29 protein-coding genes are annotated in these 20,734 nt (G+C 60.8%); 7 read left to right on the top strand and 22 right to left on the bottom strand.

Annotated elements, in window-relative coordinates:
* Positions 1–16: 16 nt before the first annotated feature.
* From M0H32_RS26360 to M0H32_RS26340, 5 genes are all read right to left on the bottom strand, one after another.
* A complete protein-coding gene (locus tag M0H32_RS26360; RefSeq protein ID WP_248159469.1) occupies positions 17–682 on the bottom strand; it encodes a L,D-transpeptidase in 666 nt (221 codons plus the stop codon).
* A 7-nt stretch (positions 683–689) separates the two neighbouring features.
* Positions 690–1,154, bottom strand: coding sequence for a DUF411 domain-containing protein (locus M0H32_RS26355; protein ID WP_248159468.1), 465 nt, complete (start codon positions 1,152–1,154; stop codon positions 690–692).
* Positions 1,151–1,429 (bottom strand): hypothetical protein, encoded by a 279-nt coding sequence (locus tag M0H32_RS26350; RefSeq protein ID WP_248159467.1) that lies wholly within the window; start codon positions 1,427–1,429, stop codon positions 1,151–1,153. Before M0H32_RS26350 ends, M0H32_RS26355 begins: the two co-directional genes overlap by 4 nt.
* A gap of 118 nt (positions 1,430–1,547) precedes the next feature.
* Positions 1,548–1,901, bottom strand: coding sequence for a hypothetical protein (locus M0H32_RS26345; RefSeq protein ID WP_248159466.1), 354 nt, complete (start codon positions 1,899–1,901; stop codon positions 1,548–1,550).
* A 159-nt stretch (positions 1,902–2,060) separates the two neighbouring features.
* Positions 2,061–2,792 (bottom strand): EAL domain-containing protein, encoded by a 732-nt coding sequence (locus M0H32_RS26340; RefSeq protein WP_486660019.1) that lies wholly within the window; start codon positions 2,790–2,792, stop codon positions 2,061–2,063.
* A 125-nt stretch (positions 2,793–2,917) separates the two neighbouring features.
* On the opposite strand from M0H32_RS26340, the gene M0H32_RS26335 reads away from it, so the two are divergent.
* Entirely contained in the window at positions 2,918–4,564 is a 1,647-nt protein-coding gene (locus M0H32_RS26335) for a DUF427 domain-containing protein (RefSeq protein ID WP_248159464.1), read from the top strand.
* A 25-nt stretch (positions 4,565–4,589) separates the two neighbouring features.
* Here the strand turns inward: M0H32_RS26335 and M0H32_RS26330 are convergent, their stop codons facing one another.
* The 5 genes from M0H32_RS26330 to M0H32_RS26310 all read right to left on the bottom strand — a co-directional run bounded on the left by M0H32_RS26330 (position 4,590) and on the right by M0H32_RS26310 (position 9,606).
* Positions 4,590–4,871, bottom strand: coding sequence for an antitermination protein (locus tag M0H32_RS26330; RefSeq protein WP_248159463.1), 282 nt, complete (start codon positions 4,869–4,871; stop codon positions 4,590–4,592).
* A gap of 725 nt (positions 4,872–5,596) precedes the next feature.
* The gene (gene grxD, locus M0H32_RS26325) at positions 5,597–5,932 is read right to left on the bottom strand and encodes a Grx4 family monothiol glutaredoxin (RefSeq protein WP_248159462.1); all 336 of its coding nucleotides are present in this window, start codon (positions 5,930–5,932) and stop codon (positions 5,597–5,599) included.
* Between the two features lie 103 nt (positions 5,933–6,035).
* Positions 6,036–6,269, bottom strand: coding sequence for a BolA family protein (locus M0H32_RS26320; RefSeq protein ID WP_248159460.1), 234 nt, complete (start codon positions 6,267–6,269; stop codon positions 6,036–6,038).
* A 42-nt stretch (positions 6,270–6,311) separates the two neighbouring features.
* Positions 6,312–8,510 carry a phosphoribosylformylglycinamidine synthase subunit PurL gene (gene purL / locus M0H32_RS26315; RefSeq protein ID WP_248159459.1) on the bottom strand — a complete coding sequence of 733 codons (2,199 nt, stop codon included), beginning with the start codon at positions 8,508–8,510 and terminating at the stop codon, positions 6,312–6,314.
* 130 nt (positions 8,511–8,640) lie between these two features.
* Positions 8,641–9,606 (bottom strand): calcium/sodium antiporter, encoded by a 966-nt coding sequence (locus tag M0H32_RS26310; protein WP_248159458.1) that lies wholly within the window; start codon positions 9,604–9,606, stop codon positions 8,641–8,643.
* Positions 9,607–9,785: 179 nt separating this feature from the next.
* Between M0H32_RS26310 and M0H32_RS26305 the strand changes: the two genes are divergently transcribed.
* Genes M0H32_RS26305 through M0H32_RS26295 form a run of 3 tightly spaced genes read left to right on the top strand, consistent with a single transcriptional unit; the run spans position 9,786 to position 11,137 of the window.
* Complete coding sequence (locus tag M0H32_RS26305) at positions 9,786–10,274, top strand: MarR family winged helix-turn-helix transcriptional regulator (RefSeq protein WP_248159457.1); 489 nt, start codon at positions 9,786–9,788, stop codon at positions 10,272–10,274.
* On the top strand, positions 10,246–10,503 hold the full coding sequence (locus M0H32_RS26300; protein WP_248159456.1) for a hypothetical protein: 258 nt from the start codon (positions 10,246–10,248) through the stop codon (positions 10,501–10,503). The genes M0H32_RS26305 and M0H32_RS26300 overlap by 29 nt, the downstream gene beginning before the upstream one ends.
* A complete protein-coding gene (locus M0H32_RS26295) occupies positions 10,490–11,137 on the top strand; it encodes a class I SAM-dependent methyltransferase (protein WP_248159455.1) in 648 nt (215 codons plus the stop codon). Before M0H32_RS26300 ends, M0H32_RS26295 begins: the two co-directional genes overlap by 14 nt.
* Before the next feature lie 167 nt (positions 11,138–11,304).
* On the opposite strand, the gene M0H32_RS26290 is transcribed toward M0H32_RS26295, so the two are convergent.
* Entirely contained in the window at positions 11,305–11,754 is a 450-nt protein-coding gene (locus M0H32_RS26290; protein WP_248159454.1) for a hypothetical protein, read from the bottom strand.
* Positions 11,755–12,004: 250 nt separating this feature from the next.
* Positions 12,005–13,510 (bottom strand): aminotransferase-like domain-containing protein, encoded by a 1,506-nt coding sequence (locus M0H32_RS26285; RefSeq protein WP_248159453.1) that lies wholly within the window; start codon positions 13,508–13,510, stop codon positions 12,005–12,007.
* A gap of 103 nt (positions 13,511–13,613) precedes the next feature.
* Here M0H32_RS26285 and M0H32_RS26280 point away from each other — a divergent pair, with 103 nt between their 5' ends.
* Positions 13,614–13,853, top strand: a complete 240-nt coding sequence (locus M0H32_RS26280) for a YjiS-like domain-containing protein (protein WP_248159452.1) — start codon at positions 13,614–13,616, stop codon at positions 13,851–13,853.
* Positions 13,854–14,025: 172 nt separating this feature from the next.
* Here M0H32_RS26280 and M0H32_RS26275 read toward each other — a convergent pair whose 3' ends face one another.
* Positions 14,026–14,562, bottom strand: a complete 537-nt coding sequence (locus M0H32_RS26275; protein WP_248159451.1) for a peroxiredoxin-like family protein — start codon at positions 14,560–14,562, stop codon at positions 14,026–14,028.
* A 110-nt stretch (positions 14,563–14,672) separates the two neighbouring features.
* Between M0H32_RS26275 and M0H32_RS26270 the strand changes: the two genes are divergently transcribed.
* The gene (locus tag M0H32_RS26270; protein ID WP_248159450.1) at positions 14,673–15,476 is read left to right on the top strand and encodes an AraC family transcriptional regulator; all 804 of its coding nucleotides are present in this window, start codon (positions 14,673–14,675) and stop codon (positions 15,474–15,476) included.
* 171 nt (positions 15,477–15,647) lie between these two features.
* Here M0H32_RS26270 and M0H32_RS26265 read toward each other — a convergent pair whose 3' ends face one another.
* The 9 genes from M0H32_RS26265 to purC all read right to left on the bottom strand — a co-directional run bounded on the left by M0H32_RS26265 (position 15,648) and on the right by purC (position 19,924).
* Positions 15,648–15,899, bottom strand: a complete 252-nt coding sequence (locus tag M0H32_RS26265; RefSeq protein WP_248159449.1) for a DUF2164 domain-containing protein — start codon at positions 15,897–15,899, stop codon at positions 15,648–15,650.
* Between the two features lie 16 nt (positions 15,900–15,915).
* Entirely contained in the window at positions 15,916–16,581 is a 666-nt protein-coding gene (gene purQ, locus M0H32_RS26260) for a phosphoribosylformylglycinamidine synthase subunit PurQ (protein ID WP_248159448.1), read from the bottom strand.
* A 17-nt stretch (positions 16,582–16,598) separates the two neighbouring features.
* Entirely contained in the window at positions 16,599–16,706 is a 108-nt protein-coding gene (locus tag M0H32_RS26255) for a phosphoribosylformylglycinamidine synthase-associated small membrane protein (RefSeq protein WP_248159446.1), read from the bottom strand.
* 13 nt (positions 16,707–16,719) lie between these two features.
* A complete protein-coding gene (gene purS / locus M0H32_RS26250; protein WP_248159484.1) occupies positions 16,720–16,962 on the bottom strand; it encodes a phosphoribosylformylglycinamidine synthase subunit PurS in 243 nt (80 codons plus the stop codon).
* 107 nt (positions 16,963–17,069) lie between these two features.
* Positions 17,070–17,609, bottom strand: a complete 540-nt coding sequence (locus M0H32_RS26245; protein WP_248159444.1) for a hypothetical protein — start codon at positions 17,607–17,609, stop codon at positions 17,070–17,072.
* Between the two features lie 219 nt (positions 17,610–17,828).
* Entirely contained in the window at positions 17,829–18,116 is a 288-nt protein-coding gene (locus tag M0H32_RS26240; RefSeq protein WP_248159442.1) for a hypothetical protein, read from the bottom strand.
* The gene (locus tag M0H32_RS26235) at positions 18,116–18,448 is read right to left on the bottom strand and encodes a helix-turn-helix domain-containing protein (RefSeq protein ID WP_248159440.1); all 333 of its coding nucleotides are present in this window, start codon (positions 18,446–18,448) and stop codon (positions 18,116–18,118) included. Before M0H32_RS26235 ends, M0H32_RS26240 begins: the two co-directional genes overlap by 1 nt.
* The gene (locus tag M0H32_RS26230; protein WP_248159438.1) at positions 18,445–18,804 is read right to left on the bottom strand and encodes a hypothetical protein; all 360 of its coding nucleotides are present in this window, start codon (positions 18,802–18,804) and stop codon (positions 18,445–18,447) included. The genes M0H32_RS26235 and M0H32_RS26230 overlap by 4 nt, the downstream gene beginning before the upstream one ends.
* 355 nt (positions 18,805–19,159) lie before the next feature.
* Positions 19,160–19,924: a phosphoribosylaminoimidazolesuccinocarboxamide synthase gene (gene purC / locus M0H32_RS26225; protein WP_248159436.1), complete on the bottom strand. Its 765-nt coding sequence runs from the start codon at positions 19,922–19,924 to the stop codon at positions 19,160–19,162.
* Positions 19,925–20,238: 314 nt separating this feature from the next.
* On the opposite strand from purC, the gene M0H32_RS26220 reads away from it, so the two are divergent.
* Entirely contained in the window at positions 20,239–20,562 is a 324-nt protein-coding gene (locus M0H32_RS26220) for a DUF1476 domain-containing protein (RefSeq protein WP_248159435.1), read from the top strand.
* The last annotated feature ends 172 nt before the right edge of the window (positions 20,563–20,734 follow it).

Below are 20,734 nucleotides of genomic sequence, written 5' to 3'. Positions count from 1 at the left end.
ACCGCAACGCCCATCTTCACAACACCACGATCGGCGAGCCGACGGGAACGCGGCTGTAGAGGTCGATGATGTCCTGATTGATCAGCCGGACGCAGCCGCTGGAGACGGCCGAACCGATGGTCCAGTATTCCATCGTGCCGTGCACCCGGTAGAGCGTGTCCTTGTTGCCTTCAAAGATATAGAGCGCGCGGGCACCGAGAGGGTTCTGCAGACCGGGCGGCATGCCGCCGTTGCGCCAGCTCCATTGTTCCAGTTCCGGCTGGCGGGCGATCATTTCTTCCGGTGGGGTCCATTTCGGCCATTCGGACTTGCGGGCGATCTTCGCCCGGCCGGACCATTCGAAGCCGGCACGGCCAAGTCCGACACCATAGCGCATCGCCTTGCCCTGTTCCTGGACCAGGTAGAGGTAAAAGTTGTTGGTGTCGACCACCAGAGTGCCGACCCGTTCCGAGGTCGGGTAGTCGACCTGTTTGCGATAGAAGCGTACCGGCACCTTTTTAAGATCGATCGCCGGAAGCGGAAAGCGTTCCTCCGGCATGGCGCGGTACATGACGAGATTGGCCGGATCTTCCGCCGGGGAGAGAGGCACGGGCGTTCTGTTGGTCGAGGCGCAGCCGGTGACGGCGAGCCCGGTGAGGCTCGCCGAACCGGCAAGAAAGTGTCTTCTTGTCAGCTTTATCATCTGGGGGTTACTGGCCCATTTCCATGTAAGGTTTGGCGGCGCCTGCGGTGTTGGCGCCGATTTCGTAGACTGTGTATCGGGCGTCCGGGTCGTCGCCCATGCCAAGCGATCCCATCGGCATGCCCGGAACCGCGATGCCGTGAATGTCGGGCCGTTCGCTCATCATCTTTTCCATCGCCTCCAGCGGCACATGGCCTTCGACGATGTAATTGCGCTCACCGCCGATCACGGCGGTGTGGCAGGCCTGCATGTCGTCCGGAACACCCGCCTGTTTCTTGATGGCATTGAGGTCCTCGTGATCCTCGATGATGACCTTGTAACCGGCGGCCTTGACGGCATCGGTCCAGACCTCACAGCAGCCGCACCAGGGAGATTTGTAGACCGTGACCACGGTGTCTTCTCCGGCATGGGCCGGGAGGGAGAGGGTGAGCGCGCCGCTGAAAACGGCCTGCATCAGATAGGACTTTTTCATTGGTCGGCTCCGGTCTTGTTGGTGGCGTGGCAGGACGTGCCCATGAAACGGTGCATGACGGCATGCATGGCAAGGCAGCCGAGCATCGGGGCGGCCAGGAGAAGCGTTTCCGTCCATGTCAGGCCGGAGGGTGCCGACGTGATCAGCAGACCGGTACCGGCGATCATGGCGGCACAGCAGGCGATCATGAAAAGCGATTGGGCGTTGAAGTGTTTGCGGCTCAACGCCGGAATGGCAGGCGCATGTGAACGATTGCCGGTGTGAAAGAGGCTCATGAAGCGTTTCCCTTCAAAGCGAGGCGAACGGAGCGTGTGCCGGGTTCCATGCCCGGTGGGGTCTTCGTCCGACCTTCCAAATGACTGACTGTCCGGCGCTTTGCACCGGGATGACGGGTCAGACGTTTATGGGAGGCTGCAGGAAAGGTGCGGGCAAAAAGGCGGTCAGCGTGGGCTGGGATCGCGATTCCTCGGCAGCCGCGGCCGGGCGGGGAATGTGCAGGCAGCCAGGCAGAACAGATGCGCAGTCCACGCTGCAATTTGCGACCTTCGCCTTCATCGCTTTCGGATCGGTTTGTTCACAACAGGCTAGGTGGTGCGGTTGGGAAAGCACCGTCATCACAGCCATTTCGGTGTCGGCAGTCAGCGAACGCTCAATGGCTGCCGCACGTTGCGGCGCGCGGGTGAGGGCGTTGGCCGTGTGGACCCCCGCGAAGAACATCACCAGCAATGTCACCAAAAGGGTGCGCATTCCAAGCCCCAATTTCCAACGTTTGCATCAAGCGGGAATCGCATAATCCGATCAGCTCAAAATAGCAGGTAGAAACAAATTGCGGTCAAACCGTGACTGTCACGGGAAGGTGACCGAGACGAGATCCCTGACCGGCACCACATGCCAGAGAGGGATGGCTCATGAACTCCTTACGGCAGCTTGCAGTGGCTTCGTGTTGGGCAGGTCGCTTGTCTGGAGCGCTGGCAGGGCACCGGTCTGCGGGCGGCCGAAATAATAGCCCTGCATCAGCGTGATGCCGATATCCTGAAGACAGGTGAGTTCTTCCTGCGTTTCGATGCCCTCCGCGAGCAGAGAAACATCCAGCATCCGGCACATCTTCTCGAGGCCGGTGACGATCGCGTGCTTGGTTTTGTTGAGATGGATGTCGCGGATCAGATCCATATCGATCTTCAGCAAATCCGGCGTGAACCGTGCCAGCGCATTGAGGCCGGAAAAGCCGGCGCCGAAGTCGTCGATGGCGGTAATGAAACCCTGCCGTCTGTATTCATCGACGATTTTCCGAACATGTTCAGTGTCGAGGAATGGCTCGTTTTCGGTAAACTCGAACATGATCCGTCCGGGATTGAAACCGGTCCTGGCAGCGGCAATCAACGTTGTGCGGATGCAGGCGGCTGGCTCGTAAACGGCATTCGGCATGAAATTGATCGATAGGCGCGACCCGTCATCCGGGAACAGCTCGGCGGCCAGTTCCACCGCCTTGACGCGGCATTCCTGATCGAAACGATAGCGGTTTTCAGGGGTCACCTTCTTAAGGATTTCGCCGGCGCCTTCGCCGTTAAGGCCGCGCACCAAGGCCTCATAGCCCCAGACGCGATCTGCGCGCAGATCGACGATGGGTTGAAATGCCATGGTAAATTCGAAGTCCAGGACAGCCTTGTCCCCGCACCCCTGACAGGCCATTTACGTCTCCAGGTCAACTACCGCAGGTGCCGTAAGGTACCCATATCAACTTGCAGAAATCTTAAGTCGTCTGATTGTCTGAATTGAATCCGGTCGCTGAAGCCTGGGCCATCAATGCGGAAACGGTTTGTCTGGACAGGCATTCCGTCCTTGCCTATCTCTTTCCCATGACCTTGCGCGCGCAACAGACTTCCAACGACTACGGCATCGTGGTGGAACCCCTTTCCGGTGAGGTGATCGCCTGGCGGGGAGACCAAATGATCGCCCGCTCGACCCGGGCCCGGGTCATGTACGAGACCCGGCTGCCGCCGGTGGTCTATTTCCCGGAAGAGGACATTCTGGCGGAACTGGAACCGGCAAAGGACCACAAGACCTTCTGCCCGTTCAAAGGCACGGCCTACTACAGGCATGTCCATTTTGGCGGGGAGCGCATTGAAAACGGCGCCTGGCACTATCCGAGAGCCTTGCCGGAAGGACAGGCGGTCGACGGCTGCTTTGCCTTCATGCCCGGCGTGGCGTCGCGCATCGAACACGACGGCAAGGCGGTCGAAACGCTGCCGGCAGGCAACATCACCGGGCCAGTGGTCGACTGGCTGCTCCGGGAGGCCTGGACGGCGAAAACGCCGGAAGAGCTGCTGGCGGCACTCGGCAATAAGCTGGTGGAAGACGGCATCGCTGTTGCCCGCATGAGCATCCTGATCTGGTCGCTGCATCCGATGATCGCCGGGCAGAACTGCATTTGGTTCCGCGACAAGGAAGAGGTCACCAGCCGCTATCCGTCCTACGACATCCTGGAAAGCCCGGTCTTCCGGGACAGCCCCTTCCAGCATGTCGCCGAGGGGCTCGGCGGAGTGCGCCAGAAGCTCGACACCAATCCGGACGAATTCAATTTTCCGATCATGGAAGATCTGAAGGAGCAGGGCGTCACCGATTATGTCGCCATGCCGCTGCCTTTTTCCGACGGCCGCATCAATGTACTGACTCTCGCTTCCGACCATCCGAACGGTTTCACCACCGCCAATCTGGGGCTGATTTTCGAATGCTCGGCGCTGATCAGCCGGCTGTTCGAGGTGTTCGCGCTGACCTCCAACGCAACGTCGCTTCTGGAGACCTATCTCGGCAAGCGCACCGGCGCCCGGGTGCTCGGCGGCAAGATCCGGCGCGGTGATGGCGATGTCATCGATGCGGCGATCCTGTTCTGCGATCTGCGTCACTCGACCCGGCTGGAAACGGAGCTTGGCCGGGAGGCCTATGTCACCCAGCTCAACCGCTTCTTCGAAATCACCACGGAAATCGTCAATGCCCATGAGGGCGAGGTGCTGAAATTCATCGGCGACGCGGTCCTGGCGATCTTCCCGGCCAGTTCCGGCCATGGCGCGGCCTGCCGCCACGCGCTTCAAAGCTCAGAAGAAATCGTTGCCAAGCTGAAGGATCCCGATCCGGAATCGGACGACATTGCACTCGCCTGCGCGATCGGCATCGCCTTTGGCGAGGTCACCTATGGCAATGTCGGATCGAAGGAACGGCTGGATTTCACCGTGATCGGCAGTGCCGCCAATATCGCGGCCCGTCTCGGCGAATACGGTAAGGTGGCCGGTCACCCGGTGGTGGCGACAGTAGATGTCGCGGCGGATGCCGGATTTCAGCTGGAAAGCCTTGGGGCGGTCGACCTGCACAACGTCAAGGAGCCTGTGGCCGCCTGTGCCGTCAAGGTTGGCTGAGCGGGCCCATTACGGATGACTGCCTTCAGTGCAGCGTGTTCTCGCCGACAAATCCGCCCATGGGCTGGTTGCGGACCAGGATCACCAGACCCTCGTCGCTGGGCAGTGCGTCCTTTTCGGCGACACCGCCGTAATTGGCGCAAAGTTCCTCGGCGCTTTTCTTCTGCGCGGGGGTGAACATGGTGATGGCCTGGCAATCGACGCGCCGCAATTCGCTGTCGGTTTTCACGCCGCCGGACAAGGCGAGGCTGACGCCGACCAGTGCGATCGCGAAAGTGGTGGTGGCTGCAACAGTAATTTTCTTCATTGTCCCCGGTCCCATTTCCCGGCCCCGTTCCTTGAAGGGGCCCCGTGATATGGTCGGAGAATGGCGGAACACACCTGTACTCACCCTGACATCCGCATTCACCTTGCATTCAGCTTAGGTGATTCGTGCTTTGCTGCCGAGGTTTTGCCCCAATTCAGGCGATTTCGATTCGGGTTAATGTTGGATAATTCGCGATCCTAGGTGGTTTTGACGCTGGGATTTTCCGAGGAGCAGCCGTTCTGGACAGCGAGGCGCGGCTGAGGGGGATCCGTTTCCAGCGGTTTGTGATCGCAGATATTCTCGGATAACGCGTTTCCTCACCGGCGTCTTCCCGGCCAAGCGCTGCACGAGCCAGGACCGGGGAGCCTCATGATTTGCGGGTTTCACTCATTTCCGACGAGAGACCCAGGCTCCCCGGTCCCGGGTCTACGCTGCGCTGCGTCCGGGATGATGAACTTCTCAACTTGTCATTCCGGACAAGTGCAGCGTGGCTGCACGCTGATCCGGAACCCAGCGCATCAGCGCGAGCGAAAGCGAGCACGAAACCAGCCAAGCATTTGAATTTTCTAATAGAGACGCGCCTCCGGCGCGAAGTGTGCGCTGGGTTCCGGATCTGGCCATGCAGCTGCGCTGCAGACCGTCCGGAATGACGGAGTGACTTTGTCATCAAAAAAGGGGCGGAAAAACCGCCCCTTTCAAGCATTCCTTGTGAAACTGATTCCAGCTCAGGCCGTCTGCTGGCTGGTCGCGACGCCTTTTTCGCTGAGCAAACCCTGCAGTTCCTTGTTCTGGAACATCTCGCGGATGATGTCGCAGCCGCCGACAAATTCGCCCTTTACGTAAAGCTGCGGGATCGTCGGCCAGTTAGTGAATTCCTTGATGCCGTTGCGCAGCTCATCGTCTTCCAGCACGTTGATGCCTTTATACGGTGCGCCGACATAGTCGAGGATCTGCACGACCTGGCCCGAAAAACCGCATTGCGGGAAGTTCGGAGTGCCTTTCATGAACAGCACCACGTCGTTGCTGTCGACTTCGTTCTTGATCCAGTCCTGGATGCTCATGTTGTCCGTCCTTTGTCGTCTCTTTGCCGCCTATCTGGAGAACCCGGGCGGCAGAATCAAGGGCACATGCCGGCTGCGCGGCATCGTGTCAGGCTCTATCGGCTCAATCGGGCGCCTTGGTCTGCAGGGCGAGGGCGTGCAGCGTGCCGCCCATATTGCCCTTCAGGGCCTCGTAGACCAGCTGATGCTGCTGCACGCGGCTCTTGCCCCGGAAAGCTTCCGAGACAACGTTGGCCGCGTAGTGGTCACCGTCGCCCGCCAGGTCACGGATCTCCACCTGAGCGTCGGGCAGCGCCTCCTTGATCAAGGTTTCGATCTCATTCGCGTTCATCGGCATTGTGCAACAGTCCTTCTTATAAGCGCCTGACAGGCAACGGCCTTAAGCCATTGCCATATAGGTCGGGAACCAATCTTCGTGCGCATTTTTCAAGTTTGCAACGGATATGGTGAGAATGCCCTCAACAGTCAATTCTTCGCCGCCCGTGGTGCCGATTTGTTGACCGTCGACGCCGGCATCCAGAATGTCTTCCAACACCGCTTCGACCTTGTCCTGAGCAACCGTGACGACATAGCGGCCCTGGTCCTCGCCGAAGAGCGCAGCATGGGCCGGGCCGTCGACCTTGACGGTGGCGCCGATGCCGCTTGCCATGGCCATTTCGGCCAGGGCAACACCCAGGCCGCCGGAGGAGATGTCGTGCACGCCGGTGACACGGGCCGCGCCGATCAGCTGGCGGACCAGCGTGCCGTTGCGCCGTTCGGCGGCCAGATCGACCGGCGGCGGCGCGCCTTCCTCGCGGCCGAGGACGTCGGCGAGATATTGCGAGGCGCCGAGATGGGTGCCGTTGCCGCCAATGACGAGAATCGCGTCGCCTTCAGCGGCAAAGCTTGCGCCCGCGCGCACGGTGACGTCCGGCAGCAGGCCGACGCCGCCAATGGCCGGGGTCGGCAGGATCGCCTCGCCATGGGTCTCGTTGTAGAGAGAGACGTTGCCGGAAACGATCGGGAAGCTGAGCTCGCGGCAGGCTTCGCCGATGCCTTTGATGCAGCCGACGAACTGGCCCATGATCTCCGGCTTTTCCGGATTGCCGAAATTGAGGTTGTCGGTCGCGGCCAGCGGCTCGGAGCCGACGGCGGTCAGGTTGCGCCAGACTTCGGCGACCGCCTGCTTGCCGCCCTCGAACGGATCGGCTTCGCAATAGCGCGGGGTGACGTCGACGGAGAAGGCAAGGCCCTTGCGGCCGCCTTCGACACGGATGACACCGGCATCGCCGCCCGGCGTTGCCGCCGAATTGCCCTGGATCAGCGTGTCATATTGTTCATAGACCCAGCGGCGCGAGGCGCCGTTGGCGCTGCCGACGAGGGTCTTCAGCGCTTCGGCATAGTCTTCGGGCTCGGCAATCTCCGATGCCGACAGAACCGGCCGTTTCTTAGGTTCGACCCACGGACGGTCATATTCCGGGGCCTCGTCGCCCAGTTCCTTGATCGGCAGGTCGGCGACGATCTCGCCCTGGTGCTTGACCACGAAGCGCAACGTGTCGGTGGTCTTGCCGACAATGGCGAAGTCCAGGCCCCATTTTCTGAAGATGGCTTCGGCCTCGTGTTCCTTTTCCGGACGCAGCACCATGAGCATGCGCTCCTGGCTTTCCGACAGCATCATTTCATAAGCGCTCATGCGCTCTTCGCGCACCGGCACCTTGTCGAGGTCCAGCTCGATGCCAAGATCACCGCTGGCGCCCATTTCGACGGCAGAGCAGGTGAGACCGGCGGCGCCCATGTCCTGGATGGCGATCACCGCGCCGATTTCCATCAGTTCCAGGCAGGCTTCCAGCAGGCATTTTTCGGTGAACGGATCGCCGACCTGAACGGTTGGGCGCTTTTCATCGATCGTATCGTCGAATTCGGCCGAGGCCATGGTCGCGCCGCCGACACCGTCACGGCCGGTCTTGGCGCCGAGATAGACCACCGGGAGGCCGACGCCTTCGGCTTTCGCCAGGAAGATCGCATCGGATTTGGCCAGGCCCGCTGCGAAGGCGTTGACCAGGCAGTTGCCGTTGTAGCGGGCATGGAACTCGACCTCGCCGCCGACGGTCGGCACGCCGAAGGAATTGCCGTAGCCGCCGACGCCGGAAACGACGCCCGAGACCAGGTGGCGGGTGCGCGGATGGTCCGGCGCACCGAAGCGCAGCGCGTTCATGGCGGCTACCGGGCGGGCGCCCATGGTGAACACGTCGCGTAGGATGCCGCCGACGCCGGTCGCCGCGCCCTGATAGGGCTCGATATAGGACGGGTGGTTGTGGCTCTCCATCTTGAAGACCACCGCTTGGCCGTCGCCGATATCGACGACACCGGCATTCTCGCCCGGTCCCTGCAGCACGCGCGGGCCTTCGGTCGGCAGGGTTTTCAGCCATTTCTTGGAGGATTTGTAGGAGCAGTGCTCGTTCCACATGGCCGAGAAGATGCCGAGCTCGGTGAAGCTCGGCTCGCGGCCGATCAGCTCCAGAATGCGCTCATATTCATCCGGTTTCAGGCCGTGGGAAGCAATCAGGTCGGGCGTGATCTTGATGTCGTTCGGGATCATGTCGGTCCGGTATCTAGATGGCCGCTGCGGACGGGCCGCGCTGGCGCAGGCTGGCAGTGATGCCGCCGTTTAACAGATTGTCCGGGAAATGGGGAGAGCGGCGGGTCAAAGAAAATCCACAAATCGCCGCTCATCCAAGGGCATTGGCCAGAATAATGGTTGTATAGCCGGCATAGGTCAGCAGCATGAGCGCGCCTTCCCGGCGGCAGATCCGCCAGCCGCTCATGGCAAAGACCAGCAGCAAAGCCGTTGCCCCGAGCAGGACCCAGATGTCGAGCTGCATGATTTCGCGCGGCACCTCCAGCGGAGATATCACTGCGGTCAGTCCGAGAATACCCAGAATGTTGAAGAGGTTAGACCCCAGGATGTTGCCGAGTGCGATGTCGGTCTGACGCTTCAACGCGGCGATGACGGAGGTCACCAGCTCGGGCAAGGATGTGCCGACGGCAACGATGGTGACACCGATGACGGCGTCGCTGATCCCGGCCGCCCGCGCGAAGGTGGTGGCGCCCGAGACCAGGAAATGCGCACCGGCGAGAATCATGGCGAGGCCGCCAAAGGCCATCACCAAATTGAGCGGCAGATTCGAGGGTTTGGGTTCGGGAATTACCAGGTCCGTTTCGCTGCGATGAAGCACGGCCGCAGGCGACTTCTGGCCTTTTTCCATCCGGTAGGTGATCACTAGATAGGCAGCGAGGGCAAGGAGCAGAGCAAGACCGGCTTCGCGGCCGATCAGGCCGGTGAGGGCGAGGCCCGCAAAGGCGAGCGCCGCCAGAGCATTGGCAGGGCCGTCCCTCAAGAGAGCAGCCGGTTCGACGCGCAAGGGAAAAATCAGCGCTGTCAGGCCGAGGATCAGTAGAATATTGGCAATGTTCGAGCCGGCGACATTGCCGACGGCAATGCCGGGTGAGCCGTTTAGCGCGGCCAGCACGCTGGTCATCAGTTCCGGTGTCGAAGTACCGAAGCCGACGAGTACCAGGCCAATGAGCAGCTCGGAGATGCCGAAGCGTTGAGCAAGGCCGACGGAACCGCGGACGAGCAGATCGCCCCCTGCCACAAGTAGCGCAAGGCCGAGCAGAATTTCGAAGAAGGTCATGATTGAGATCCGGAGAAAACGCATTCGGCAAGTGGGATGGTGCCGGAGCGTTTGCAATGGCTCCGAGGGGGTATGGTCAAAAAAATCTGCTTTTGCAGTGACGACACTCGAAACTGAGATATTGACAGTTAGGCTGTCAAGCTTTATATGACAGTTAGACTGTCAATTTTGAGGTGGCGATGCAGACCAACAAATCCTCCGAAGTTGCGGACCTGCGGCTGCTGATCGGCGAGGTCCGGAAGACCTTCCGGCTGATGGCCGGCCTGTCGGACCGGATGCTAGAAGCGCGCGGCCTGACCGCGTCACTTCGGGCAATCCTGGAATACCTGGCAGAGGAGGGGCCGAGCCCGGTGCCGAAAATGGCGGCGGCCAAGTCCATGACCAGGCAGTCCGTGCAGGCGCTGGTCGACCGGCTGGACGCCCTGGGGCTGATCGATTCCCAGCCGAACCCGGACCACAAGCGCTCGCAGCTGATCGCGCTGACGAGGGAAGGGCAGGCCACGTTCCAGGCGATCCTCCTGGAGGAAAAAGACCTTCTGGTCCGCATTGCGGCGGACTGGACAGGCGGCGATCTGCAGGAAACCTGCCGGACCCTGCGGATGTTTCAAACCCGGCTGAACGACCTGAGGAGTGACATCGATGCAAGCTATTCTGAAACAGACGCATGAGGGCAAAACCGACGGACGCTGGAAAGGCCATCTTGTCTTGAAGATCGTGGCCGGATTGGTCTTTGCGGCCGTCGCCCTGACCTGGTTCTGGTCGACCACCGCGGTGGAGGTTTTCCAGGCGCCGGCGCTCCGCTTCTCCGATGCCTTTGCCACGGTTTTGGTCCTGATGCTGCTGGCCTTCGGTTGCGGCGCGGCCTTTCGTCTGGGGCAGGACCGTGACGACGACTGACACCATTGAAGGCATCGGCCATGACACTGGCCTTGTCGGCCAGTTCCGGCGCCCCCACGGTATGTTGGGGGCGCTGGCTGGCTGGATTATGGCCCATCGCGCCTCCAATATCGGCCGCAACCGCTGGACGGTGGAGCTGCTCAGCTTGGCCCCCGGGGCGCATGTCCTTGAGATCGGCTGCGGACCGGGCGTCGGCCTTGGGGCGGTCCTGGCGAGCGTACCCGATTGCAGGGTGACCGGGCTGGACCATTCGGAGCTGATGATCCGCCAGGCCGCCCGCCGCCATGCTGCGGCACTGACGGCAGACCGGCTGGAGCTCTGGCAGGGAACGCTGGAGAGCCTGCCGCACGGAGCGGCCTTCGATGCCGTCTTCAGCTGCAATGTGCTGCAATTCGTGACGGAGCGCCAAGCTCTGCTCGCCGAGGTCAAAACCCGTCTGAAACCCGGTGGCACCTTCGCCACAACTTACCAGCCGCGCGGCCAATGCGCGTCGGCGGAAGAGGGGCGTGCCTGGATCGGCCAATTTGCCGAGGACTTGTGTATGGCAGGCTTCGGTGAGGTCGAGGTCAGGGAAAAGCCCTTCGGCGCCATGCCGGCGTTTTGTGCGCTGGCGATGGCGCTAGGTACACGTTAAGCGCAGCTGGAATCGCTGCAGAAATCTTACGCACCGCGCCACCCTGAGGAAGGCCGGCAGGCCCGTCTCGAAGGGTTGGCCAAATGTATATGTTTCTTTTTGGCTGGTCCTTCGAGACAGCGTTTCGCGCTTCCTCAGGATGACGTCGAGTGTATGGTTGTCGCTGTTTAGCGGCTTGTCCCGACTTGAGCTTCCAGCGCATCCGCCAAGCCCTTGCCGTAAAAGGCAATGGACTTGGTGCGTTGGGAGCCGGGAACGCTGACCTCGATCCGGAAGCCTTGCGTGAAAAAGAGATTTGTCCGCTGGCCGTTTGTGATCGCATGCCACGGGATCAGCAGCGGCTCATGACCGATCCGGAAGACCAGGATCGGGCGCAGGAACAGGCCGGACGGAGACACGTTGACGGTGAGAATGTTGCGGTAGCTGGCGAACCAGCTGAATTGCGCGCTCGTCCAGTGCCAGCTCTGGCCGCCCTGCGGTTCGGATCCCGGATAATGCCGTGCCAGGGTGGCCCAGCCGGACAGGCGTGAACTCAAGAAGACGATGGCCGACCATAGCAGCCCGAAACACACAAAGAATGCCGGTACAATCAGGACAACGAGGCCGGTTTCGGACATGTGTCACACCCTCCAGTCAGAAACGAACATGTTTCGAGCCTAGTCACCCGAATCTGAAGTTCGTCTTATTTCCCGGCACACTCGGAACGAGCTTCAGATTCAAAAGGGTGACTAGCAAGCATATGTTTCTAGTGTGGTGAATTTGAAATTCGCTTCGATGGTCGCTGCAACAATGAGGCGAATTTCAAATTCACCACACTAGCGCATTGTCCGCGATGTTGAGAATGGGCCGGTGACGAATTCTCCGCGATCACTCGAAACTGTCGTAACAGACGCAATTGTCTTCCAACAGATCCTGCAGAACTTTCAGGCCATTGGCGGTTTCCTCTCGGGTCATCGGGTTGGTCACGCCGATGCGGACCCGGTGATGCACCTTACCGGAACGACCGGCCTTGAACTCGTCTTCATCGTCGATCAGCACATTTTCTGCCGCGGCGGCTGCCTTGAAGGTGCCTGAAAGCCACGGATCGGGCAGTTTCAACCACAGGAACGGCGCTTCCGGGGCAGTCTCCATCTCATAGGTCCCGAGATGCTCACGCACCAGCGTCTGCCGTGCCGTGACTTCGGCAAGGATCTTGGTGCGAAATTCGCTCGCGGCGCCGGAGAGCACCAGACGGGCGGAAAGCTCGGCCAGAAGGAAGGAAATGCCGCCGGTCAGCATCTTGTGTGCGGTGTAGATCCGCTGGGCATGGGAGAGGGGACTGGAGACCCAGCCACCGCGCACGCCGGCCGTCACCGATTTCGACAGCGAGCCCACATGAAAGGTCCGCTCAGGCGCGAGGGCGGCGATTGGCGCGATATCTGTGTCGCGCAGGGAACCGTAGACCTCGTCCTCAATGATCCAGAGATTGTACTGGCGGGCAATCGCGACAATCTCTTCTCGGCGCCGTGCGCTCATGAGATGGACCGTCGGGTTGTGCATGGTCGGCATCACGAAGAGAAGCTTCGGATGTTTCTGGGCACAGACCCGTGCCAGGTCCTCCGGCAGGGGTCCTTCTTCATCCCGTGCCACCGGGACGGGGCGCCGGCCGGAGAGGGCCGCGCCGCGCGCAATCGAACTGTAGGTCAGCTCCTCGAACGCGACCTGGTCACCGGGCGCGGTGGTTGCGGCGATGATCGCCATGATTGCCGCCTGGGCGCCGGTGGTGGGGACGATGCTGCCTTCCGGCGGTGCCCAGCCCGAGCGGGACAGCCAGATGCGTCCCGCCTCGCGCCAGCTGTCCGGCACGGTACGGGTATAGCTGGCAATGTCATAGGCCGCGTCCCGGGTGATTTCGGCGGTCAGCCGGCATATGGCTTCGGCCTGGCCGATTTCCGGCGCCGACGTGCTGTCGAACCGGATCGCCTCGGGGGCGGGCACGGAGATGCGCGTGCCGGCAAAGGCCGTGTCCTTGGGGACGGACATCGCGCCCTGCAGCCAGGACGGCGCAGAGGCCCCGCCATTGCCGTTCGGGTTCCGCATCTCCCGGTCGAGGTCCGGCTTCGGGTCTTCTTCCAGATGCGAACCGGGAGCGCTGCCGAGCACAAAGGTGCCGCGGCCGACCTCGCCGCTGACAAGGCCGCGTTGACGGATCACCGCATAGGCGCGGCCAATTGTGCCGACGGTCACGCCGAGATCGTAGGCGAGATCGCGCTGGGGTGGCAGTTTGCTGCCGGCGGCAAGGGTGCCGGTTGCAATGTCCTCGCCAATCCGGTCCGCCAGGCGAATGTAAAGCGGCCCCTGGCCGTCGGGGATCTGTGGGTGCCAATTTGTCATGGTGACAATTTAGTATATTGCATCTCTGATTGAGTCAATTCATATCATTGTAACGCTACAATTTTCCGAATTTAGCGAATTGTCACCCTTGAAAGGAAGCGAAATGAGTTCAATCGAAGTCATATCCGGCCGCCCGGTCGCGCGTTTGCGGTCCGGCGGCTCTCTTTTGCGGTCTTTGCTGGATCGGTTGGTCCTGTGGAACCGCGTCCGGCGGACACGCCTGCATCTACTCGAACTGAGCGAGCATGAGCTGGAAGATCTTGGCCTGACCCGTGCGGCAGCCCACGAAGAAGCCATGCGTCCGTTCTGGGACATGGGAACGCGGCGCGAGGGCCGGTCCTGATGCTGGGCAGCTGATCCGGGGTCTGTGGCAAGCCGGATCCCGGCAGGGACCTTTCGAAGGTCCGGTTTTTCACAGACCCCGGTCGTTTTTCAGACATAGACCTGCTTCCCCTGGCAGGTCCTTGCCGGTGCCGGACGCGATGTAGCCCGCGTCCGGCATCTTTTTTTTGATCTCAGACCGCGCCGGTATATTCGCCGCGCGCCGGATAGTCGTTCTTCTGCACGAAATCGAGCGCTCCGACCATTTCCTGAAAATGCGGACGCACAAACGGCATGGTCTGGACGGATGCGAAATAGAGCGTGCCGTCCGGCCTGACCAGGAACACGCCAGGTTCTGAGAACAGGGCCGGTTCCTCGATGCCGATCGAGGTGGTGCCACGGCTTGTGGAAATGAACAGGCCCCAGTCGCGGGCGACGTTCAGCGGCAAGCTGTGGCCGAAGCGCAGGTCGGCATAGCCGACCTTGTCCGCCATCTGGCGGGCACGGTCCTCGCCATCTGAGGAAATTGCGATCGTCTTGACCCCCTTGGCGGCAAAATCCGGCGTCAGCCGGCCGAGTTCCTTTAGATAGGTGGCGCAGATCGGGCAGTGCAGGCCGCGATAGAACACGACAAGCGTGGCGAAATCGGAACCATCCTGGGCGAGATCGAAGGAGCCGTGGTCGAGCGTTTTGACGGTCAAGCCCGGAACCTGTTGGCGTGGAACAAGCATTCGTTACCTCATTAACTGTGAGCAAGGGTTCACATTGCCTTGCGGATGTCCTTAAGGTAGTGAACGATTGAGATCGAAACATTCTAAAAAGATGATCGGGAGTACGGAATATGCCGGTTGCCTATCGCACATCCTTCAATGGCAGGCTGGACCGGCTGTCGTCCCTGATCGACCGGCTGCGGGTCAATGTCGCCAATGTGCCGGCTGTGAGTGCGGGCGGGGACGTGGCGAACCTGCGCATCTACCAGGCTGGGAACGGAGCTTTGCGGCTGGTGTTCTGTCCCTATGGGGAGGAGGCTCCGCGCGAAGGTGACGGCATGGGCCCTGAACCGGGAGAAATTACCCTGGTTGCGGCCCGGATCACGATCACCGGAATCGGCAGGCAGCTGATCACGGCGCTGCCGGATTGCATTTCGGTGCCGCTCGCCGAGGAGCCCTATCTGAACGGCGTGGTGACGCCCCTGATCGAGGAGGTGACCCTGCCCCGTTGCGGCGGGCAGGCAGCCTTTCAGCGCCTGTGCGAGGTGGTGGTGATCCGGCTGCTGCGCCATGCCATGGAAGAAGGCAAGGCCGATACCGGTCTGTTGAACGGTCTGGCTCATCCGCGCATCGCCGCCGCGCTGGTCGCGATCCACGAGGTGCCGGGCGAGGCCTGGACGCTGGAAAAACTCGCGGCGACGGCCGGCATGTCGCGCACCCAGTTCGCGGTGACTTTCAAGGAACTGGTTGGCACGACGCCGATGGGCTATCTGGCCAACTGGCGGCTGGACATTGCCCGGGCGGAACTGGAAGCCGGCCGGCAAGTGAAAGCGGTCGCGACTCTGTGCGGCTTCGCCAGCCCGGCCGCCTTCTCCCGCGCCTTCACCCGGCGCTTCGGCCATTCTCCGAAAAGACGGCCCGCCGAAGCGGCGTGAGGGGGGAGAGGTCTGATGCGCCTCATTCTTCGCCATGTCATGGCTTGACCATGGCATCCATGCCGTTTCGTCTCCTATCAGATCCAGTGCTGCTGGTAAGGCCACGGCATGGATTGCCGGATCAAGTCCGGCAATGACAAACGGAAGGGGAGGTTTGAAGGTCGGAAAACTCTAACGCTCTTCGACCTGTTGCTCGAGCGCATAGATTTCGTCGTTGATGTCGTCCGCCTTGCGGGCGAACAGGGCCTGGGCGTCTTTCAGGCCGAGATTGTAGAAATGGGCGCCGAGGGTCGGGGTCAGGAAATCCATCAGCATCTCGGCATCCATGTTGCCGATGTCGATGTCCAGGTCCTCGTCCAGATAGCGCTTGATCTGATGAGCGAGGCGGGTCCGGACGTCCTTGTCGAGTTTCAACTCCGTCATTCCCGCCTCCGTTCGGTCAGGCCGCGTTCAGAATGCTTTCAAACAGGATCCGGCCGTCGAGACCGCCTTGAAGCGGTTCGACCAGGTTTTCCGGATGGGGCATCATGCCGAGCACGTTGCCCTTGGCGTTCATGATACCCGCAATGTCATTGATCGAGCCGTTCGGGTTGGTGCCGTTTGCATAGCGGAACACCACCTGGCCATTGTCCTCGATCTGCTTCAGCGTGTTTTCGTCGGCGAAATAATTGCCGTCGTGATGGGCGACCGGGCAGCGCCAGACCTGGCCCTTCACGAACTTGGAGGAGAAGCGGGTCGCGGTGTTGACCGTTTCCATCATCACTTCCTTGCAGACGAAGTGAAGGTCGGCATTGCGCATCAGCGCGCCGGGCAGGAGACCGGCCTCTGTCAGGATCTGGAATCCGTTGCAGACGCCCAGGACCGACACGCCGCTGTCGGCCTTGGCGACCAGGTCCTTGAGGATCGGCGAGCGCGCGGCAATCGCGCCGGAGCGCAGGTAGTCGCCGTAGGAAAAACCGCCCGGCACCACCACCAGGTCGACGTCGGGCAGCGTGCTTTCCGTGTGCCACACGCTTTGCGGCCGTGTGCCGGTGATCAGTTCCAGCGCATGGAACATGTCGCGGTCGCGGTTGGAGCCTGGGAAAACGATGACGGCGGTTTTCATGTGGGCAATCCCGAAGTCTAGAGCAGGACAAGCACGGCGATCAGGGCCGCGAGAGCAGGAACCAGGATGAAGATTGCGGCTTTGACGGCCAGGAAGGCGATGGCCCTGCGGGTGTCTTCATCCATGGGCGAACCCGCGTCAGGCGATCTCGATCGCGTAATTTTCAATGACGGTGTTGGCGAGCAGCTTTTCGCACATCTGCTCCAGTTCGGCCTGGGCGGCGGCCTTGTCGGAGCCGGTCAGCTCGACATCGAACACCTTGCCCTGGCGGACGGAGCCGACATCGCCGAAGCCGAGGCCGCCAAGCGCGCCTTCGATGGCTTTTCCCTGAGGATCGAGCACACCGTTTTTCAAGGTGACGATCACACGTGCTTTCATGATTGGGGTCCCCGCGGATGACTGCAGATTCTGTTCTGACAAACAGTTTGGGGCTCCCCATACACGAGGAGCCCCACTTGCGAAAGTGTTATGACCGGAAAAGCCGGAAATTAGGGCACACGGCGGACCGTGGTCTGTTGGAAGAAGCGACGGAGATTGGTCTTGGCCGTTGAACGGGATTTTGCGAAGGAAGCAACAACACTGCCCCGATTGTCCTGGAAAATCAGGCGGGCGGCGCCATAGTCGTAACCGCTTTTTGTTTTGAACCGTGCGCTCAAATCGAAGCCGGTATAGGTTTTTGTAACGACGCGTCGGTCGGTCTTGAACCTGACTTGCCCCTTCGCGGCGACATTGACCAGGTTGTCGACTGCGTTCATGAGCTCAGCAGACAGGATGTCCTCGCGAATGGCCGCTTCAACATCGCCGCGCACCTTCGCCGGGCCGACCACAACGATCTGAGGCGTTTTGCAGACCGAGGGCAGGCAGACATAGACCGCCTTGTTGCCGCTTTTCTGGCTGACCCAACCCTTTGGCGCGAAACTGGTGTTCAGGCTGCCTGGCTTCAATCCGGAGGTTTGGCAGGCGGCAAGCAGGCCGCAGAAGATGACAAGAGCCGCAGCCCTGAAAATGGAGTTGAACTGAAATGACATGACGCCCCCTTGTTGAATAGAAGGCAGCGTCTAATCCGTCTTTTATACAGGGGCAATCGTGACGCTACGGCTGTTTTTGTCGTTTGTGGAGGCGGTGTGGCGAAGCTGCATCGGTGCCGCTTCGCCACTTGCTATGCGCGTGTGCCAAGCGGGACTGGGGCTGGATAGCCAAGGAATGGTTCCCTATCTCGCTGCTGTCGCAATGCTTCCATCAGCCGCCTATTGCGGAAAGACAATCCGCAGGGCGGCCGCGCCAAGGAGCAGCAGATAGCCGATCAGCAGGCATGCCTGGTCGCGCCGGCGCCAGCCTTCCACGTTTTTCTTGTGTTTTTCGGACAGGATCGCGCGGGTGCGTGCCCGGAAATCGCTGTCATCCCTGGCCTGGAGTTCCGCCTGCTGAACCTGGTGAAGTTTGCGCTTCCGGAAATTGAGGTCCCAGACCGGAACCGCAAGGATCGCGATCCCGGCGAATGTTGCCAGGTTCAGCCACCAATGGAGCGCCTGCATCAGGCGAACACGAGGTCCTGGCCCGGCTCAAGGCTCGGCGCGATCTCCTCCGGAGAGATGATCAGCGCCAGATGTCCGCCGCAGGCCGAGACATAGCGCTCGATCGATTCCAGTTTGGGAACCGAGCCGGTGAGGGCTTCCAGCCGTGCCACGACCGACTGGGTCATGCCCGATTTCCTGGCGACATCGTTCTGGGTCAGACCGCGGGAGTCGCGCAGTGCCCGCAGGCTCTTGGCGATCGCCTGCTTGCGGGCGTTCCTGTCTTGCCGTTCCACCACATCCGGTCGGACAGCGCGCATCCGGTCGCGGAAGGACTTGGCTGCTTTGCTCATGTTCTTTTCTCCCAGCTGGGGTCAACAAGGCGGAATTGCCGCACGGCCATCTGCCGGCCCAGTTCACACGCCCCGGCGGAGGCCGGCAAGGTGCCGTGGATCCAGCGCGGCTGACCGGAGGCCCTCCGGTCGATCGAGACAATCAGCACGCTCCGGGCGCAGTCCGGCAGCGGGATGGCAAAGAGTTCATATTGGTCGGCCAGATGCCCGCAGCGGTCATTGAGGCTGGGCTCGTGTTCCTGAAGAATGTCCAGCAAGGCCGAAAAACCGTCCGCGCAGGCGAGCGCAAGTTCGCTGAATTCGTTCAGTAGCTCATCCTCGCATCCAGGCACCGGCTCAACCCTGAATCTTGTCATCTGTCTGTCAGACCTCAAGGACTATAGCAAATTTGCGATATTTTTCCAAACCGAATGCGAGTTCTCGGTTTGACGGGAAGCGCGGAATGCAAGTTAAGTTCCTATTTTGTTGTGTTTTTTCGCGTTTCTGATTCAGGGTCCCGTTATGGTGGTGAACTCTATAAATGTCACTCAATGAGGGCAATTGGCGTGAAGGAATGGCGGCAGCCTTTGAAGCAGACCCGGATCAGGTGGCTTGCGGGCAGGGGCAGGTAAGAGGCGCCTCAAACAAGAAAACCCCGGGGAGATCCCCGGGGTCTTGCTTTGTCATTTTCCGAAATCCAGGATTTTGAGATCCGATGACCGGAAGAGGCGTTTACTGCACCAGGGTCGGGCCGGAGCCGACCGGGCGCTCGTTGCCGAGCATGATGCCGAGGCGCTTGGCGACTTCCTGGTAGGCTTCCAGCATTCCACCCATGTCGCGGCGGAAGCGGTCCTTGTCCATCTTGTCGTTGGTCTCGATGTCCCACAGGCGGCAGCTGTCCGGGGAAATTTCGTCGGCGACGACGATGCGCATCATGTCGCCCTCGAACAGGCGGCCGCATTCGATCTTGAAATCGACGAGGCGGATGCCGACACCCAGGAACAGGCCGGACAGGAAGTCATTGACGCGGATGGCCAGCGCCATCATGTCGTCCAGTTCCTGCGGAGTGGCCCAGCCGAAGGCCGTGATATGCTCTTCAGCGACCATCGGATCGTCGAGTTCGTCGTTCTTGTAATAGAACTCGATGATCGAACGCGGCAGCTGGGTGCCTTCCTCCAGACCGAGCCGCTTGGCGATCGAGCCGGCGGCGACATTGCGCACGACCACTTCCAGCGGAATGATCTCCACTTCCCGGATCAGCTGCTCGCGCATGTTGAGGCGGCGGATGAAATGGGTCGGAATGCCGATGGCGTTCAGATGATTGAAAATATATTCGGAGATGCGGTTGTTGAGCACGCCCTTGCCGTCAACAATCTCATGCTTCTTGTTGTTGAAGGCAGTTGCATCGTCCTTGAAGTGCTGGACCAGGGTGCCCGGTTCAGGACCTTCGTAAAGGATCTTGCCTTTACCCTCATAAATGCGCCGGCGGCGGTTCATAGGCTATACCGTTTGTTCTTTAGAGAATCCCGAGGGACCTTGCTGACCTTGGTTCATCGGCCGGGACATCAGTACATCAACCGGCAAGTGCGTTCAGGTGCAAGCCCTATTTTGCGGCGCGGAACTTACCCGAAGCCGGAGAAAAGTACAATGCCGCTTTCCCGCACGTGACCGCGGATTTTGCGGAACGGTTATGCTTTTGACGCATGAATGAAGGTACTGCGTTGATTTGCTGGGCTTGCGGGGATATGCAAGAGACCAAATCAGCCCCATATGGGGGGTAGTGCATCAGCGCAGTTCAGGAGACGATGAATATGAGCACATTCGACAAGCGCGAGCAGGGCTTTGAAAACAAGTTTGCGCATGACGAGGAGCTGCGGTTCAAGGCGAACGCACGGCGCAACAAACTGCTGGGCCTGTGGGCAGCCGAGCTGCTTGGCTACGAAGGCGACAAGGCCGTTGAATATGCCAAGGAAGTGGTCAGGTCCGATTTCGACGAGCCGGGCGATGAAGACGTTTTCCGCAAGATCCGCGGAGATTTCGACGCCAACAATGTTGACCAGTCCGACCACCAGATCCGCCGCACCATGGACGAGTTGATGCACACGGCTATCGACCAGGTCCAGAACGAAGGCTGAGCTCGGCCAATCAGGCGTTAGACTTGCCGAAACGCCCGCTGGAAACGGCGGGCGTTTTTGTTTTAGGATGGTGTCTGGCGAGGCGTGGCGCAGGGGCGTTCAACATCCACGCAAAGAGCACTTGCGGTTGCGCGCAGGGACGGATTTGATGGTCCTTCACCAGAGGAGAACG

Origin of the sequence: Roseibium sediminicola, from assembly GCF_023156505.1 — a bacterium.
Lineage (GTDB): Bacteria > Pseudomonadota > Alphaproteobacteria > Rhizobiales > Stappiaceae > Roseibium > Roseibium sediminicola.
The sequence above is the reverse complement of the archived record's forward strand: the minus strand, read 5'-3'. Positions and strand labels throughout refer to the sequence as shown.